The organism is Brevundimonas sp. AVps4 (genome assembly GCF_058681525.1).
Genome location: NZ_CM178741.1, coordinates 2,871,828 through 2,888,389, shown reverse-complemented (window position 1 = coordinate 2,888,389; position 16,562 = coordinate 2,871,828). Strand labels below are relative to the sequence as shown.

General features: G+C 66.5%; 14 protein-coding genes. 11 read left to right on the top strand and 3 right to left on the bottom strand.

Annotated elements, in window-relative coordinates:
• The first annotated feature begins 4 nt into the window (after positions 1-4).
• Positions 5-643 carry a YoaK family protein gene (locus ACW178_RS14350; RefSeq protein ID WP_318174251.1) on the top strand — a complete coding sequence of 213 codons (639 nt, stop codon included), beginning with the start codon at positions 5-7 and terminating at the stop codon, positions 641-643.
• Here the strand turns inward: ACW178_RS14350 and ACW178_RS14345 are convergent.
• On the bottom strand, positions 627-1,061 hold the full coding sequence (locus ACW178_RS14345; RefSeq protein WP_054766502.1) for a PaaI family thioesterase: 435 nt from the start codon (positions 1,059-1,061) through the stop codon (positions 627-629). The two genes, ACW178_RS14350 and ACW178_RS14345, sit on opposite strands and share 17 nt — an antisense overlap.
• A gap of 74 nt (positions 1,062-1,135) precedes the next feature.
• Here ACW178_RS14345 and ACW178_RS14340 point away from each other — a divergent pair, with 74 nt between their 5' ends.
• The 10 genes from ACW178_RS14340 to flhA all read left to right on the top strand — a co-directional run bounded on the left by ACW178_RS14340 (position 1,136) and on the right by flhA (position 11,383).
• On the top strand, positions 1,136-1,414 hold the full coding sequence (locus tag ACW178_RS14340) for a DUF3253 domain-containing protein (RefSeq protein ID WP_492024690.1): 279 nt from the start codon (positions 1,136-1,138) through the stop codon (positions 1,412-1,414).
• Between the two features lie 138 nt (positions 1,415-1,552).
• Positions 1,553-2,155, top strand: a complete 603-nt coding sequence (locus ACW178_RS14335) for a uracil-DNA glycosylase family protein (protein ID WP_492024689.1) — start codon at positions 1,553-1,555, stop codon at positions 2,153-2,155.
• Positions 2,152-3,171, top strand: coding sequence for an alpha/beta fold hydrolase (locus ACW178_RS14330; protein WP_183214995.1), 1,020 nt, complete (start codon positions 2,152-2,154; stop codon positions 3,169-3,171). The genes ACW178_RS14335 and ACW178_RS14330 overlap by 4 nt, the downstream gene beginning before the upstream one ends.
• Before the next feature lie 88 nt (positions 3,172-3,259).
• Positions 3,260-4,906: a flagellar basal-body MS-ring/collar protein FliF gene (gene fliF / locus ACW178_RS14325; protein WP_054766499.1), complete on the top strand. Its 1,647-nt coding sequence runs from the start codon at positions 3,260-3,262 to the stop codon at positions 4,904-4,906.
• On the top strand, positions 4,906-5,940 hold the full coding sequence (gene fliG, locus ACW178_RS14320; RefSeq protein ID WP_054766498.1) for a flagellar motor switch protein FliG: 1,035 nt from the start codon (positions 4,906-4,908) through the stop codon (positions 5,938-5,940). Before fliF ends, fliG begins: the two co-directional genes overlap by 1 nt.
• Position 5,941: 1 nt before the next feature.
• Entirely contained in the window at positions 5,942-6,589 is a 648-nt protein-coding gene (locus ACW178_RS14315; protein ID WP_054766497.1) for a FliH/SctL family protein, read from the top strand.
• Positions 6,589-6,921 carry a flagellar motor switch protein FliN gene (gene fliN, locus ACW178_RS14310; RefSeq protein ID WP_054766496.1) on the top strand — a complete coding sequence of 111 codons (333 nt, stop codon included), beginning with the start codon at positions 6,589-6,591 and terminating at the stop codon, positions 6,919-6,921. The genes ACW178_RS14315 and fliN overlap by 1 nt, the downstream gene beginning before the upstream one ends.
• A gap of 46 nt (positions 6,922-6,967) precedes the next feature.
• The gene (gene flbD / locus ACW178_RS14305) at positions 6,968-8,383 is read left to right on the top strand and encodes a sigma-54-dependent transcriptional regulator FlbD (RefSeq protein ID WP_054766495.1); all 1,416 of its coding nucleotides are present in this window, start codon (positions 6,968-6,970) and stop codon (positions 8,381-8,383) included.
• Between the two features lie 32 nt (positions 8,384-8,415).
• Positions 8,416-9,282, top strand: coding sequence for a class A beta-lactamase (gene bla / locus ACW178_RS14300; protein WP_224762071.1), 867 nt, complete (start codon positions 8,416-8,418; stop codon positions 9,280-9,282).
• A 10-nt stretch (positions 9,283-9,292) separates the two neighbouring features.
• Positions 9,293-11,383: a flagellar biosynthesis protein FlhA gene (gene flhA, locus ACW178_RS14295; protein WP_191555081.1), complete on the top strand. Its 2,091-nt coding sequence runs from the start codon at positions 9,293-9,295 to the stop codon at positions 11,381-11,383.
• Positions 11,384-11,754: 371 nt separating this feature from the next.
• Here the strand turns inward: flhA and ACW178_RS14290 are convergent, their stop codons facing one another.
• Positions 11,755-15,411, bottom strand: a complete 3,657-nt coding sequence (locus ACW178_RS14290) for a TonB-dependent receptor domain-containing protein (RefSeq protein WP_191554415.1) — start codon at positions 15,409-15,411, stop codon at positions 11,755-11,757.
• 322 nt (positions 15,412-15,733) lie between these two features.
• Complete coding sequence (locus tag ACW178_RS14285) at positions 15,734-16,444, bottom strand: hypothetical protein (protein ID WP_054766493.1); 711 nt, start codon at positions 16,442-16,444, stop codon at positions 15,734-15,736.
• Positions 16,445-16,562 lie beyond the last annotated feature (118 nt).

Genomic DNA, 16,562 nt, shown 5'->3' with positions numbered 1-16,562 from the left:
CGCCTTGCGGCTGCTGGCGCCGTCTGACCGCCGGCTGGCCCTGCTGCTCGCAGGACTGGCGGGTTATGTCGATAGCCTGGGCTTTTTGCACCTGGGCGGGGTGTTCGTCTCCTTCATGAGCGGCAACTCCACGCGGTTGGCCGCCAACCTCGCCGAAGGGCGTTGGCCGGCGGCCGGACAGCTGGCGGGGATCCTGGCCCTGTTCGTTCTGGGCTCCTTTTTCGGCGCCCTGGTCGCGGGCGGCGAGGATGCGCGATCGCGCAGCCGGGTTCTGATGTTCGAGGCCCTGTTGCTGGCGTCGGCGGCGGCCCTGGCGGGCGCGGGGCTGACGCCTGCGGCCGTCGGCCTGATGGTCATGGCGATGGGGGCGGAGAATTCGGTCTTTCTGAGGAACGGCGAGGTCGGGGTCAGCCTGACCTATATGACCGGAACCCTGGTCAAGCTGGGCCAGGCCCTGGCCAGCGCGGTCAGGGGCGGGGACCCTTCCGCCTACAAGGGTTATCTGACGCTCTGGGCCGGCCTGATCCTGGGGGCGGTTCTGGGCGCGCTGGTCTTCGGCCGTCTGGGACTGGCGGCCCTGTGGCCCGCCGCCGGTTTCGCCGTCCTTATGGCCCTGGTCGTGCGGTTCAGCCGCGCGGCGTGAATTTGCGGATGACGCCCGAGAAGGTCATCAGCAGCCGTTCGCCGGTGTTGATCTGGCCCCGCACGAAGATCAGGCTCTTGCCCGCCTTGGTCACCTGTCCGGTCGCCTCGATCAGTTCGCCGACATAGGCGCCGTCGATGAAGGTGGAATCGAGCTGGACCGTCACGCCCGAGGCGCCCTCCATCTCCTGATAGGCGATCTGGAACATGGCGATGTCGGCGAAGGTCATCAGACAGCCGCCGTGCATCCGCCCGCCGGCGTTCATGTGTTTCTGTTCGGCGCGGAAGGCGCACCGCATATGGCCGTTGGGATCGAGCTTGCCGTAGAAGGGGCCGACCACGACGTCGAAGGTGTCGTGCAGGTCATAGGTCTGCCAACCGGCGAACTCGCCCTCGGTGACGGTGATTTTCTTCGGCATGACGACTCGGCCTTACTTCTGGTCTCGCGGTGCAGCATATAGGCGCAATGAGCGATCCGATCGAAACCGCAATCTTGAATAAACTCGCCGGGCTTGAGCCGGGCAAGAGCATCGAGCCGGCCGAGGTGGCAAAGGCGCTGCAGCCGGAACAGTGGCAGCGGATGCTGCCCAAGGTGCGGGCTGCGGCCCTGGGCCTGATGCGCCAGGGCAGGCTGACCATCACCAAGAAGGGCAAGCCAGTCGATCCGGACAATTTTCGCGGCGTGACGCGCCTGCGTCTGCCGACCGAGGAGGAGGCGGCCCTGGCGCTGAGCCGCCGTCCGCCGGTCGCCGAGGACGACATCGAAGATTGACCACTCCGCTCATCCCCGCGAAGGCGGGGACCCAGTCCTTTTCTTGAGGCAAGGCTTTTGGGATCGGCATCGCTGAAAATCGGCGAGACGGAAGCCCCCAATGATCTGGGTCCCCGCCTTCGCGGGGATGAGCGGGGCGTGGGAAGTCTCGACGCCCTTCTGAGCGACATCCGCGCCTGCCGCGCCTGCGCGGGCGTGCTGCCGCATACGCCGCGGCCGGTGGTTCGGGTCTTTGCCGAGACGCGGCTCTTGATCTGCGGCCAGGCTCCGGGGCGGCGGGTGCATGAAAGCGGCCTGCCCTTCACCGATCCGTCCGGCGACCGGCTGCGCGACTGGATGGGGGTGGACTATGAGACCTTCTACGCCGACCGCCGCATCGGGGTGGCGGCCCAGGCCTTCTGCTATCCCGGCACGGCGCCGAAAGGGGGCGACTATCCGCCGCCCGCCCGATGCGCCGAGCTGTGGCGGCCGCCCCTGATGCAGGCCCTGCCGCAGATGGAATTGACTCTGCTGGTCGGCGGCTATGCCCAGGCCTGGGCCCTGGGCGGGCGAACGCAGCGCAATATGACCGAGACGGTGCGGGCCTGGCGGGACTACGCCCCCGACTATCTGGTGCTTCCGCACCCGTCCTGGCGCAATACCGCCTGGCTGAGACGGAATCCGTGGTTCGAGGAAGAGGTGATCCCCTATCTGCGGATGCGGGTCGCCTCGATCTTAACGCCGATGAGGATGCGCGCATGACCTCCAGAGGACTGATCGCGGCCGCAGGATTGGTCTTGGGCCTGACCGGTTGCGCCGCGCCCCATATCCAGCCGCCGATGACGCCTCCGCCGGGCTTCGCCGGGCCGCACGTGGAGGATCACGCCCTGGTCATGTCGGACGGGGCGCGTCTGCCTCTGATGCGCTGGGGCCCGACCGACCGTGAGCCCTGGGCGGTCATCGTCGCCCTGCACGGCATGAACGACCATGCCGCCAGCTTCCGACTGGCCGGACCCTGGTGGGCCGAACAGGGAATCGAGACCTGGGCCTATGACCAGCGCGGCTTCGGCGCGGCGCCGGGGCGGGGCGTCTGGGCGGGGACCGCCAAGATGACCCAGGACCTGCGCGAGGCGACGGCCCTGGCCCGCGCGCGCCATCCCCATGCCGTCATCGCCGTGGTCGGCGAGAGCATGGGGGGATCGGTGGCCGCCGCCGCCTTCGGATCGGACGATCCGCCCGACGCCGACCGGGTGGTGCTGCTGGCGCCCGGCGTCTGGGGCTGGTCGACCCAGGGGCCGTTGAACAGCGCCGTCCTGAACATCGCCGCGCGTCTGGCGGGCGGCGTGGCCCTGGAGCCGCCCAGCTTCATCACGCGCGACATCCACGCCTCCAGCAACACGCTGGAGCTGGTCCGCAACGGCCGCGACCCGCAAAGCATCCTGGCCACCCGGTTCGACACCATCTACGGCCTGGTCGATCTGATGGAGACGGCGTCGCGCAGCCTGGGCCGCATCCGCGGCGACGCCCTTCTGATGTACGGCGCGCACGATGAGATCGTCAAAAGGGATCAGATGAAGAAGGCCCTGCAAAGGGCCGTGGCCGAGGGCGGCGCCCTGAAGACGGCCTGGTATCCCGACAGCTGGCACCTGCTGGACCGCGATCTGGACGCCGAGATCGTCTATCGCGACATCGCCGCCTGGCTGAAGGATCCCAGGGCGGCCCTGCCGTCCGGCGCGCCACCGGTCCTGACTGAGCTGGAAGCGGCGGTTCGCCCGTAAAGGTCTCTTAACGGCCCATTTACCATCGACACGGCATTTTCTGCCTAGCGGGGCGTCGGTGTCTCCCGTGAGTTTGGGGCGTGGGCGCGTGGGCGGCTTTACGGCGGCGTTGCAGAAGTTCGGGATCGGTCGTCTGGCCGCCGTCCTCGGCGTCGCCGCGGGCGTGACCGCCGTCCTGGTCGCCGTCATGCTGCGCGTGGGCCAGGCGCCGGACGCCTTGCTCTATTCCAATCTCGATCTGCGCGAGGCCGGCGAAATCACCGCCGCCCTGCAACAGGCCGGCATCAAATACGCCTCCAAGGGCGACGGCTCGACCGTCATGGTCAATCGCGACGACGTGGGCACGGCGCGGATGCTGATCGCCGAAAAGGGGCTCGTGACCTCCGGCTCGGTCGGCTACGAAATCTTCGACAATCAGTCGGTCCTGGGCCAGACCGAATTCCAGCAGCAGCTGAACGAACAGCGCGCCCTGCAAGGCGAACTGGCCCGCACCATCATGTCGATGCGCGGCATCACCGCCGCCCGCGTCCACATCACCATGCCGCGTCGCGAGATGTTCACCGCTGCTGCGGGCGAACCCACCGCCGCCGTGCTGGTCGGCCTGGGCGGGCGGGATCTGACGGCGGATCAGGTGCGGGCCATCCGCAATCTGGTGGCCTCGTCCGTGCCCAATCTGAAGCCGGACCGGGTCACGGTGGCCGATCAGAACAACCGCACCCTGGCGGCCGGCGACGACGGCGGCTTCACCTCGGCCTCTGCGGCCGAAACCAAGGGCAATACCGAGGCCCAGCTTCAGGCGCGCATCAAGGACATCGTCGAGGGCGTCGTCGGCGTCGGCTCGGCGCGGGTCCAGGTGACGGCCGACATCGACCAAAGCCGCTCCACCACCCAGGAACAGAAGTTCGATCCCGACGGCCAGGTCGTGCGTTCGACCACGGCCAACGGCTCGCAGTCCTCGGACACGACCGGCCAGAACGACGGCGGCGTGACGGCGGCGAACAACATCCCGGGCGGCGCCCCGCCCGCGACCACGCCGGCCGGCTCGACCACCGCCGAGAACGCCGAGACGACAAACTACGAAATCTCCAACACCACCACCACGACCACCAAGGAGCCGGGCGAGGTCAAGAAGCTGGCCGTCGCCGTCGCCGTGGACGGCAAATGGACCCCGGCCGCCGACGGCAAGGGAGAGCCGACCTATGCGCCGCGCTCGGCCGAGGAGATCGCTCAGATCAAGTCCCTGGTCGCGGCGGCGGCCGGCATAGACGAGGCCCGCGGCGACAAGATCGAGGTCATCAACGTCCGCTTCAACCGCGACACCGGCCTGCCCGGCGGGCTGGACGACAAGCCTTCGCTGCTGGACTTCTCCAAGACCGACGTCATGCGGCTGATCGAGCTGGGCATCCTGGCGGCAGTGGCGCTGCTGCTGATCTTCTTCGTCCTGCGGCCCTTGCTGAAGACGGCCGGCTCGGGCGGGGCGGCCGGTCCTGGAGCGCCGGCTCTGACGGCCCCGGACGGCACGCCGGTCGCCACCTTGACCACGACCGTCATCGGCCCGGACGGCCAGCCCCAGCTGGTGCAACTGCCTGCGCCGAACGAAATGGACCAGAAGATCGACATTGCCCGTATCGAAGGGCAGGTGAAGGCGTCTTCGGTCAAGAAGGTCGCCGACTTCGTCCAGGCCCATCCTGACGAGGCCGCCAACATCCTGCGCAACTGGGTGGCGGAAGGCTGATGGCCAAGCTGGTTTCGAAAAAGCCGGTCATCGAGGACCCCAATCGGCTTACCGGCCCCGAGAAGGCGGCCGTCATCCTGCTGGCCCTGGGCGAAGACCACACCGCCCTGTGGGAGAGGCTGGACGACGAGGAGGTCAAGGAGATCTCCCAGGCCATGGCGACCCTGGGCAATGTGACGGCCGAGGCGGTCGAGGCCCTGATGCTGGAGTTCGTGTCCGGCCTGTCGGGCACGGGCGCCGTCATGGGCAGTTTCGAACAGACCCAGAAGCTGCTCAGCGCCTTCCTGCCCAAGGATCGCGTCGACGGCTTGATGGAGGAAATCCGCGGTCCGGCCGGCCGGACCATGTGGGACAAGCTGGGCAATGTGAACGAGGCGGTTCTCGCCAACTATCTGAAGAACGAATATCCCCAGACCGTCGCCGTCATCCTGTCCAAGGTGAAGTCCGACCACGCCGCCCGGGTGCTGACGGCCCTGCCGGAGGATTTCGCCCTGGAATGCGTCCAGCGGATGCTGCGGATGGAGCCTGTCCAGCGCGAAATCCTGGACAAGATCGAGGCGACCCTTCGCACCGAATTCATGTCGAATCTGGCGCGCACCTCCAAGCGCGACAGCCACGAAATGATGGCCGACATCTTCAACAGTTTCGACCGACAGACCGAGGCGCGCTTCATCGGCGCCCTGGAAGAGCGCAACCGCGAATCCGCCGAACGCATCCGCGCCCTGATGTTCGTCTTCGAAGACCTGTCCAAGCTGGATCCGGGCGGGGTTCAGACCCTTCTGCGGGCCGTTGACAAGGACTCGCTGGGCCTGGCGATGAAGGGGGCCTCCGAAGGGCTGCGGGAGATGTTCTTCTCCAACATGTCCGAACGCGCCGCCAAGATCCTGCGCGAAGACATGGAGTCCATGGGGCCGGTGCGGCTGAAGGACGTGGATGGGGCCCAGATGGCCATGGTCCAGGTCGCCAAGGATCTGGCCGCGCGCGGCGAGATCATGCTGGCCGGCCAAGGCTCCGACGACGAGTTGATCTACTGACATGAGCACCCCCTTCGCCTTTGACACCGAGTTCGACGCCGACGGCGCGGTGGTGCGCGCAAGCGCCTGGAAGCCGGTCAAACGCAGCTACATGCCCGCAGAGGTCGAGGCCCTGGTCGCCACCGCCCGGCTGGAGGCGCGCCAGGAGGCCCTCGCCGAGGTCGAAAACATCCGGGCCATGGCCCTGACCAACATCGCCCAGGCCGCCGCCGCCGCCCTGCCGTCGCTGCGAACCGTCGCCCAGACCCATCGCGAACAGTCCGCCGACCTGGCCCTGGCGGCGGCGCGGGCCATCGCCGACGCCGCCCTGCACCGCTTCCCCCAGGCGCCGTTGCGCGCCGCCCTGGAGTCCCTGGCTCAAGAGATCGACGCCTCGCCGCGCCTGGTGATCCGGGCCTCGGGCCTGGACGAGGTGGTGCGCGGCCAAATCGAACAGGCCTGCGCCGACAGCGGCTTCACCGGCGTCGTCGCCTTCCGCGACGAACCCGGCATGGCGGTCGCAGCCTTCCAGCTGGAGTGGGCCGACGGTCGCGCCGATCACGATCCCGAAGGTTCCGCCGCCCGCGTCGCGGAGGCCCTGAGCGCCGCCCTGGCGGCCGAGGCGGGACACGCCGAACCCCCAATCCACACCGACCGGAGTGAGTTCTGATGGCCTCCGACGATCTATCGCTCGAGGAATTTCCCGACTCCACCGCCCTGGCCGTCGCCGACGACGCGGGCGAAAAAACCGCCGCCGATCTGGCGACGGTGTTCGAGGTTCCGGTCAATATCTCGGCCGTGCTGGGCAAGTCGCATATGTCGGTCGCCCAGTTGCTGAAGCTGAACAAGGGTTCGGTGCTGGAGCTGGACCGCAAGGTCGGCGAGGCGATCGACATTTTCGTCAACAACCGTCTGATCGCACGCGGCGAGGTCGTCGTGGTCGAGGATCGGCTGGGCGTGACCATGACGGAAATCATCAAGACTGAGGACTCGGGCGGCTGACGCGCGCTGCGCGTCTGACCGGGTGAAGGATTAGAGGAGAAGAACGATGCGTCTTCTGGTGGTAGGCAGACTGAGCGGACAGCTCGCTTCGGCGGTGAAGATGGCCATGGCGCACGGCGCCAAGGTCAGTCACGTCGAGCGCGCGGATCAGGCGACCGAGCAGCTGCGACGGGGGCAGGGCGCCGACCTGCTGATGGTCGATTATCAGCTCGACATCGCCGCCCTGATCGCCGCGAACGAGGCCGAGCGGATCACGGTGCCGGTGGTGGCCTTCGGGGTCGACGCCGACGCCCGCGAGGCGGCCGCCGCCATCAAGGCCGGGGCCAAGGAGTTCATCCCCCTGCCGCCCGATGCGGAGATGATCGCGGCGGTCCTGGCCGCCGTCGCCGACGACGAAAAGCCGATGATCTCGGCCGATCCGGCGATGAAGGCGGTGCTGCAACTGGCCGATCAGGTGGCGCGCTCCGAGGCCTCCATCCTGATCACCGGCGAAAGCGGCGTCGGCAAGGAGGTGATGGCGCGCTATATGCACGACCATTCGCGCCGGTCCGAAAAGCCCTTCATCAGCGTCAACTGCGCCGCCATTCCCGACAATCTGCTGGAATCGGAACTGTTCGGTCACGAGAAGGGCGCCTTCACGGGCGCCGTCGCCCGCCGGATCGGCAAGTTCGAAGAGGCCGACGGCGGCACCCTGTTGCTGGACGAAATCTCCGAGATGGACGCCCGGCTCCAGGCCAAGCTGCTGCGCGCGATCCAGGAGCGGGTGATCGACCGGGTCGGCGGCTCCAAGCCCGTGCCGGTCAATATCCGCATCATCGCCACCTCCAACCGCGACCTGGCCAAGGCCGTGGCGGAAGGCACGTTCCGCGAAGACCTTCTGTACCGGCTGAACGTCGTCAATCTGCGCCTGCCGGCCCTGCGCGAACGGCCCGGCGACATCGGGGTGCTGGCCGATCACTTCATCAAGAAATATGCGGCGGCCAACGGCGTGCCCGAGCGGCCGATGTCGGCGCGGGCGCGTCAGGCGATCAGCGCCCACCGCTGGCCCGGCAACGTCCGTGAGCTGGAAAACGCCATGCACCGGGCCGTGCTGCTGGCGACCGGACCCGAGATCGATGTGGACGCCATCCGCCTGCCGGACGGCCAGCCGCTGACGGCGGAAGGCGGCGGCATGATGGGAACGGCGGCCGTGGGGAACCCCTATGGCGGCGGCGTTGCGGCCCGGGCGGCCCAGGCGGCCGACGCCGTGACCCGCAGCTTCGTCGGCCAGACGGTGGCGGCGATGGAGAAGACCCTGATCCTGGACACCCTGACCCACTGTCTGGGCAATCGCACCCATGCGGCCAACATCCTGGGCATCTCCATCCGCACTCTGCGCAACAAGCTTAACGAATACGCCGAGGAGGGGACGGTCATTCCCGCGCCGCAGTCCGGCGTCTCGGCCTCGGGCTACGCCGCCTGAGCATGGGGCGCGGTCTGGACAGGCGGAGGCTGATGGCCGGCGCAGGCGCGCTGGGCCTGGCCGCCTGCACGCCGCGCAGCCAGACCAAGGTCAAGGCCGAGGCGGCCCCGGACCTGTTCCTGAACGATCTGGAGACGCGGTGGGGCGGGCGGCTGGGCGTCGCCGCCCTGGACGTCGGCAGCGGGGTGCGGGCGCTGTGGCGCAGCCAGGAGCGGTTTCCCTTCTGCTCGACCTTCAAACCCTTTCTGGCGGCGGGCATCCTGCAAAGGGTGCAGCGGGACGAGGAAAGGCTGGACCGGCCGGTCCGCATCACCTCGGCCGACATCATTCCCCATGCGCCCGTGACCGAAAAGGCGGTGGGGCGGACGCTCACCATCCGCGAACTAATGCAGGCGGCGGTGGAGGTCAGCGACAATCCGGCCGCCAATATCCTGATCCGCGAGATGGGCGGAATCGGCGTATGGCGTTCGTGGTGGCCGACCTTCGGCGACACGACGACCGTCATCTCTCGGCTGGAGCCGGACTTGAACACCGCCCTGCCTGACGATCCGCGCGACACCTGCCTGCCGGAACAGACCGTCGCCAACATCCGCGAAATGGCCTTCAGCGATCGACTGACGCCGGCGCACGACGCCCTGTTGCACGGCTGGCTGACCGCCTCCCCGACCGGCCCCAACCGGATCAAGGCGGGCGCGCCCGAGGGTTGGAGCGTCGCGCACAAGACCGGTTCGGGCGCCCGCGGCACGACGAACGACGTGGGCATGCTGACCCCGCTCAGCGGTTCGCCGGTCATCATCGCCGCCTATTTCACCGGCGCCGCCTCGGCGACGGAGGATCAGCGCGACGCCGTGATCGCCGAGGCGACCCGCCGCGCCTTGAAGGCCCTGGGCCGTGACTGATGCGCCGATCATGATGAAGGACGGCATGGCGCGGCCCACCGGGCGCGACGTGCTGAGCTGGATCAACCGCGGCGAAGTGCTGATGGCGGTCGGCGTGATCGGGGTGATCATGCTGCTGATCCTGCCGGTTCCGAAGATGCTTCTGGACCTGCTGCTGGCGATCTCGCTGGTCTCGTCCGTGTTGATCCTGATGACCGCCGTGATGATGAAGAAGCCGCTGGACTTCGCCATCTTCCCGACGGTTCTGCTGGTTTCGACCCTTTTCCGTCTGGGCCTGAACCTGGCCTCGACGCGGCTGATCCTGACCAAGGGGCAGGAGGGGCACGACAGCGCCGGCCAGGTGATCAACGCCTTCGGCGAGCTGATGATGGGGGGCAACTTCATCATCGGGGTGATCATCTTCGCCATCATCCTGGTGGTGAACTTCGTCGTCATCACCAAGGGTTCGACCCGGATCGCCGAAGTCTCGGCCCGCTTCACCCTGGACTCCATGCCGGGCAAGCAGATGGCGATTGACGCTGACCTGTCGTCGGGCCTGATCACCGAGGACCAGGCCAAGCTGCGCCGCAAGGAGCTGGAGCAGGAATCGACCTTCTTCGGGGCCATGGACGGCGCCTCGAAGTTCGTGCGCGGCGACGCCGTCGCCGGCCTGATCATCACCTTCATCAACGCCATCGGCGGCATATTGATCGGCACCCTGCAGCACGGCATGCCGGCCATGGACGCCGCCAACACCTATGTGCAGCTGACCATCGGCGACGGTCTGGTCACCCAGGTGCCGGCCATCATCATCTCGATCGCCGCGGGCTTCCTGGTGTCCAAGGCCGGCGTCGAGGGCACGGCGGACAAGGCCCTGGTGACCCAGCTGGCCACCAACCCCGTGTCGCTGGGCGTGGTGTCGGGGGCGGCGGGTCTGATCGGCCTGATCCCCGGCATGCCGCTGATCCCCTTTGCCGCCCTGGCCATCGGTTCGGGCTTCATGGCCTGGCGCCTGGGCCGCCAAAGGCTCAAGCCCCAGCCCACGGAGGCCGAGGTCGCCGCTGCGGCCGCCCCCAAGGAGGAGGTCGAAGAGCCGATCTCGAACGTGCTGACGATCGACGAAGTCAAGATTGAGCTGGGCTATTCGCTGCTCAGCCTGATCAATGATCTGGAAGGGCGGCGTCTGACCGATCAGATCAAGGCGCTCCGTCGATCGCTGGCCCAGGAATACGGCTTCGTCATGCCGCAGGTCCGCATTCTGGACAATATGCGCCTGCCGACCCAGGGCTACGCCATCCGCATCAAGGAGATGGAGGCTGGGGCGGGCGAGGTGCGTCTGGGGCATCTGATGGCGATGGACCCCGCCGGGGGGCAGGTGGAACTGCCGGGCGAACATATGCGCGAGCCCGCCTTCGGCCTGCCCGCCACCTGGATCAGCGAAACCCTGCGCGAAGAAGCGACCTTCCACGGCTATACGCTGGTCGATCCTTCCACGGTCCTGACGACGCACCTGACCGAAATCCTGAAGGAAAATATGGCGGACCTGCTGTCCTACGGCGAGGTGCAGAAGCTGCTGAAGGAGCTGGGAACCGAAGAGAAGAAGCTGGTCGAGGAGCTGATCCCCAGCGTCGTCAGCGTCACCACCCTGCAAAGGGTGCTTCAGGCCCTGCTGCGCGAGAAGGTTTCGATCCGCGATCTGCCCGCCATTCTGGAAGGGCTGGCCGAGGCCGCGCCCCACAGCACCAGCGTCACCACCTTGGTCGAACACGTCCGCGCCCGCCTGGCCCGTCAGCTGTGCTGGCAGCACCAGGGCGGCGACGGCGCCCTGCCGATCGTCACCCTGTCGCCCGAATGGGAGAACGCCTTCGCCGAAAGCCTGATCGGCGGCGGCGAGGACAAGCAGCTGGCCATGGCGCCGTCGCGGCTGCAGGACTTCATCCGCGCCGTCCGCGACACCTTCGAACGGATCGCCATGTCCGGCGAGAATCCCGTCCTGCTGACCGGGCCCCAGACTCGCCCCTATGTCCGCTCGATCATCGAGCGGTTCCGGGGCCAGACGGTGGTCATGAGCCAGAACGAAATCCACCCCCGCGCCAAGCTGCGCACCCTGGGCCAGGTCTAGAGCAATCCCAACCATGGTCTGCGATCCGAACAAGGATCAGACCACCTGTATCGGATGTTGGACTGGACCTTGGGCAGGGCCCGTCTGCAGATCGCGGTCGGCCGAGGTTCAGGCCCAAAAAAGGGTGCGCCGATCAGGCTGTGGGGGTGTTGCCGAGGCGGCTGACCGCCAAGGTTGACGTGGCCTGCGACAGCCTCAGACGACTGGTTTGCTTGCTGATCGCCTGGCCGGAATCCCCAGAGCAGAATCGTTTCTGCCGGAACCGCGCAGCGGTTCCGGCAGAAGGATGGATCCTGCTCTCGCCCCAGTCTGGAGCCTGATTCAAGGCGTCAGCGGAACCGCGAAGCGATTCCTGGGCAACGGATCAGGCTCTAGAAGCGCGCGTTGAGGCTCAACTGGAAGGTGCGGCCAACCGTGCTGTAGATCGCGCCGACCGCCTCCTGTTCCCACCGCTTGTCAGAGATATTGTTGACGTTGAAGCGCAGATCGACCTCATCGTTGAGCTCATAGCCGACATACAGATTGTATATGGCGTAGCCCTTGCGATCGAGATAGGCGTTTTGCTCGATCGTCGCCGGCACCGAACCGTTGAAGCGGATGGTGTCGGACTGCGTGTAGAAGTTCAGGCTGGTGGAGATTCTCTTGCGCGTGTAGCCGATCGTGGTGTTGCTCTGCCACTTCGGCGTGCCGATGCTGCCGAGATACTGCTCGGTGTCGCCCGCCAGACCCGTGGGGCTAAAGCTCGACTCGTAGACGCGGTAGAGGTTGCTGTTCACCGACACGGAGCCCCAGTCGCTCGACGACCCGAACAGCTCCGCCAGCTTTTTGCGATAGACGACGACGATGTTGGCGGCGCGCAGGTTGGTCTGAGCCAGGTTCAGATATGTGGACTGCCAGCCGTCGTTGACGCTGAACGCGCGGCTGGGGTTCGGCTCCGTCCCCGACGTGTACCGCGGAACCGAGCCGCAGGTGTTCAGACCGAACTGGCCGCTATTGTCCGGATAGGACGCGGAGTCGTAGCAGTAGGTCAGAAGTTGTTCCGCCGAGACGCGGGTCAGCTGGTCCTTCAGTTGGATGTCGATGTAATCGAACGACATCCGCAGGTTCGGCACGTAGCGCGGTTCAAGCACCACGCCCGCCGTCCAGCTTTCGCCGCGCTCCGGTTTCAGTTCATCGTTGCCGAAGCGGGCGCCCAGCACCGAAGGCGTGCCGGGACTGAAGGTGCTGAGGAAGGTTTCGGCTTCGGCGTTGGTCGATGCGTAGCCCGCCGCGCGAACAGCGGCGATACAGTTGGCCTTCCGCGTCGCCGGGTTCAGGCCCGAGTTGATATTGCCGACTGCGCAGGGGTCGCTCATCGACGTGAAGGAAGCCTGACCGCCCAAGAACAGCTCGACGCCGTCCGGCTGGCGAATCGAGCGGGTGACATTGCCGCGGAAGGTGATGTCGCGGATCGGCTGGAAAGTGGCGGCGAGCGACCAGATCTTCGACCAGTCGCCGTCGTAGGTCGGGCTGACCGTCGCACCTTGCTGGTTTACGAAGGTCGCGGCGTCGCCGGTCTGCTTGGACCAACGAACCGCCGAGTTGATTTCCAGACGTTGGGCGAACGGCAGGTTGAAGCCATTGCCCAGGACGGGGATATTCACCTCGACGCCGTATTCCTGCGCCTCGGTCTCGTACTGAGTCGCCGAGATCGCCGCCGATCGCGTGCGACCGTAGCGCGAAACGTCATCGACCCAGTAGTCGTTCTTCGTGGTGCGGCGTTCGGCGGCGAGCGCCACGCCCAGCGGACCGCCCGGCAGTTCGAACAGGTCCCCGGTCACCGAGCCTTGCAGGAAGGTCTGGACGTTCTCGAAGGCGTAGAACTGCTGAGCGGTGACGTAGTCTTTCGCCGCCTGCGTCATCTGATTGTAGCCGAACGGATTCAGCGGTTGGCAGCTGTCGATCATGGCCTGGGTCACGACGGGCTGGAACGGCTGCTTCGCGACCAGGCCATTCGCCGCCGGAGTGTCGGCCAGGTTGGTGACAATCACCGACGGGCTCTTGCCCAGATAGGCGGAAGGGTTGGTCTTGGCGCGGCAGGTGATGGCGCCGCTGCTGTCGCGAACGGTGTCGATCGCCAGCAGGTACTCCAGGTCCCGAATACCAGTGAACTCGACCTTACCATCAGCCTTGCCGTAGGTGTAGGACACGTCCCAGGTCCAGTTGCGGTGCAGGAAGTCGAAGTCGCCCTTCAGGCCTTGGGCGAAGTTGCCGATGTTGGTGACGCCGCGCTGAGGGTTGTCGCCCAGGATGTCCTGGTTGGTGCGCGACATGATGAAGTTGTTGGCGCTATTGACCGCGCCGCTGCTGCGCAGCAGCTGCTGCGACGTCGCACTCAGGTACGGGTTGTTGATGCTGATCAGAATGCCCGAAGTCTCGCTCCCGGCGGAGGTCACGGCGTTACCGGAAGCCCCATTTCGCGGCAGCACCGTTTCAACCGTCGAATAGATGTTCTGGCTGTAGGCCTTGATCCGGTCGTTGATGTCAAACGTCGCGAAGACCGTGAAGTTCTTACGGGTCTGCTCGTTTTGAATCAGGCTGTAGCGGCTGGTGTTATTGCCTTCGATTCCGGGCGCGGAGCCCAAGGTGCCTTGATCCTGCGCCCCGATATTGGCGAACGACCAATTTTCGGCCTCGCCGTTGGCGTTGAAGCGCACCGGCTTGGCGATGAAGGGGAACAACGCCCGAGTCGCCGGGTCCGTATTGGCGATCCGCGGAATGTTCGAATAGAGCGAGCCGACGATCAGGTTGATGTCGGTGTTCGGGTTCTGGGCCAGATACTCGCGCAGGGTCGGCAGCTTGCTCTGCAGCACGTTGATGGCGAGAGTGTTCTGCTGGGCGGCGGTCAGGCCGGTGGGCGGCGTCACGCCGTACCTGGCGAACACGGCCGCAGCCGTGACGCCGGTCGGCAGCGAGGTCGGCGCGAAGTTCGGGAAGGTGCCCGACGGCGCATTGGTGAAGTACAGGCCGTTGCCGGTGGGAATGCCGGGGACCAGCTGCGAAGTCGAGCTGACCGAACCCGTCGGCAACAGACACGCCGTCACCCCGACGATCGTCGTCGGACAGGCCGCAGTGGAACTCGTCGGGGTAAACGCGATACCCGACGGATACTGCAGCGAGTTGCGCGTGAAGTAGGCGTAGGCCGTGGACGGGATGCCGTCGTCGGTGTTGCGCAGGAACGCCCCGTTGTTCAGACCGGCGATGTCAATCGCTGCGTTGGCGGCGAAGTTCGGGTTCCGCTTGGACCCGTTGAACGCATTGGTCACGCCGGTCGCGGCGTCGAGCGTCCACGGCCGGGCGTCGGCGTACAGGGCGTCGGTCTTGGTTTCTTCGAAGGCCAGGGTCAGGTTGGCCCGGTCATCCATCAGGTTCTCACCGTGGATGACGCTGAAGCTGTAGCGGTTGGCGTCGCCCTGCTCGGAGGTCCGCGCAGACACGCGCGCCTCGCTGCCGACGTACTTGTCCTTGATGATGTAGTTTATCACCCCCGCGATGGCGTCCGACCCATAGGCGGCCGCGCCGCCGACGGTCAGGGTGTCGACGCGGTCGATCAACTGCGACGGAATGGCGCCGAGATCGACCTGGGAGCCGGCGTTGTTGCCGGTGACGAACAGCGTCGCGGCGTTGCCCGACACCTGACGGCGGCCGTTGACCAACGTCAGGGTGCGCTGGCTGCCCAGACCCAGCAGGTCGGCGAAGGCAGTGCCCAGGCTCGAGGTCTGGCCGCCGTTGCTTCCATAAGGACTGGCGCCGGCATAGACCATCGGCTGGCTCAGCACGATGTCGTAAGCATTGTTGAAGCCGCGCTGAATGATTTCTTCCTTGGTGACCTGCACCCCGGGAATCGTCCCGTCGAACTGCGGCCGCTTAATGCGCGAACCGGTTACGACGACTTCGGTCACGGTCTGAGCCGGTGCGGCTTCCTGGGCATGGGCATGACCCCCCAGTACGGCGGCCACTGCGGCGCCGGTTAGCAAAGCAACTTTCATCTTGTATCCCCCAGATACGCCTGTCCGCTTCCGCGGTTGTTGAAGAGCTGACACAATCGACTTGTAAATTGGAGTAGACCGCCGCCTGCGGCGCGACAATATTATACCGTGTCGCATTTCTGCATCATAAACGCCTGGTTGCTGACGTAATCGTATTTGTACCGCCTCAGCGGTACGAGCGCTTAGGCTCCCCCTTGTCGAGACCTGTCATCGACAGCCGCCTTTGGGGCCGGCTTTGGGCATGACGGATCGGAGGGGCGCTCCCTCGCCTTCGCACTCTTGGACGCCATCGTGCCTTGGCGGCGCGGAATGTGGATTCGGCCTAGTCGGCGACCGTCCAGCCGCCGGCGGAGGCGGCGCGCGCGGCCTCATTGACCGGGCGGGCGATCAGGCCGGACTGGGTGATCCAGACCTCATAGCGCGCGCCCTCGGCCATCGGCATATAGGCGGCTGAGCCGTAGAGGGTGTCGGCGGCGTCGATGTAGCGCCTGTAACGCCGGATCGCGTCCCAGGCCTCGACCTTATAGGGCAGGGCGCCGTTGCGGGCGTTTTCCTCGATGGCCGCCAGATCATAGGCGCTGCGTTCGGCGGTCAACTCCTGTTCGACCGTGCGATAGCGACCGGAGAGGCGTTCCAGACGATATTGGGAATCCAGACCCAGCACATTGGCCCAAGGTTTCCACTTCAGCACCTGGGCGTCGATCCGCCAGTCGTCGCCGTGGACAGGATAGAGGGTCGCTGCGGCCGGCCTGTCCTGCGACAGGGGCGTCAGCTCGATCTCATAATACTGCGGCCCGAGGCGCCTCAGTTCCAGGCTCGCCACCGGACGTTCATAGGTCAGCCGGTCGTAGGTCTGAAGGTTCAGGCCGAACAGGGTCGCCAGGGACGCCAGCCAGAGGACGCCGCCGCCGAGCGCCGCGCCCGCCACGCCCCGCACCGCCCTGCCGCCGAACAGGGCGCGCAAGCCGCGGACCAGCAGAACCAGGCCAATCAGGGCCGCCGCCGCCGGTAAAATCCACCACCACCAGATCATCGCTCTTCCCCCCGTTTTCCGCCCGCCGCAGACCGGCAAGCCAGACCATACTCATCAGAAGACGCGAAAGGCCCAAGAGTTTCGTGTGACTGCCGTTTGACGCAGCCTCGGTCGCCGC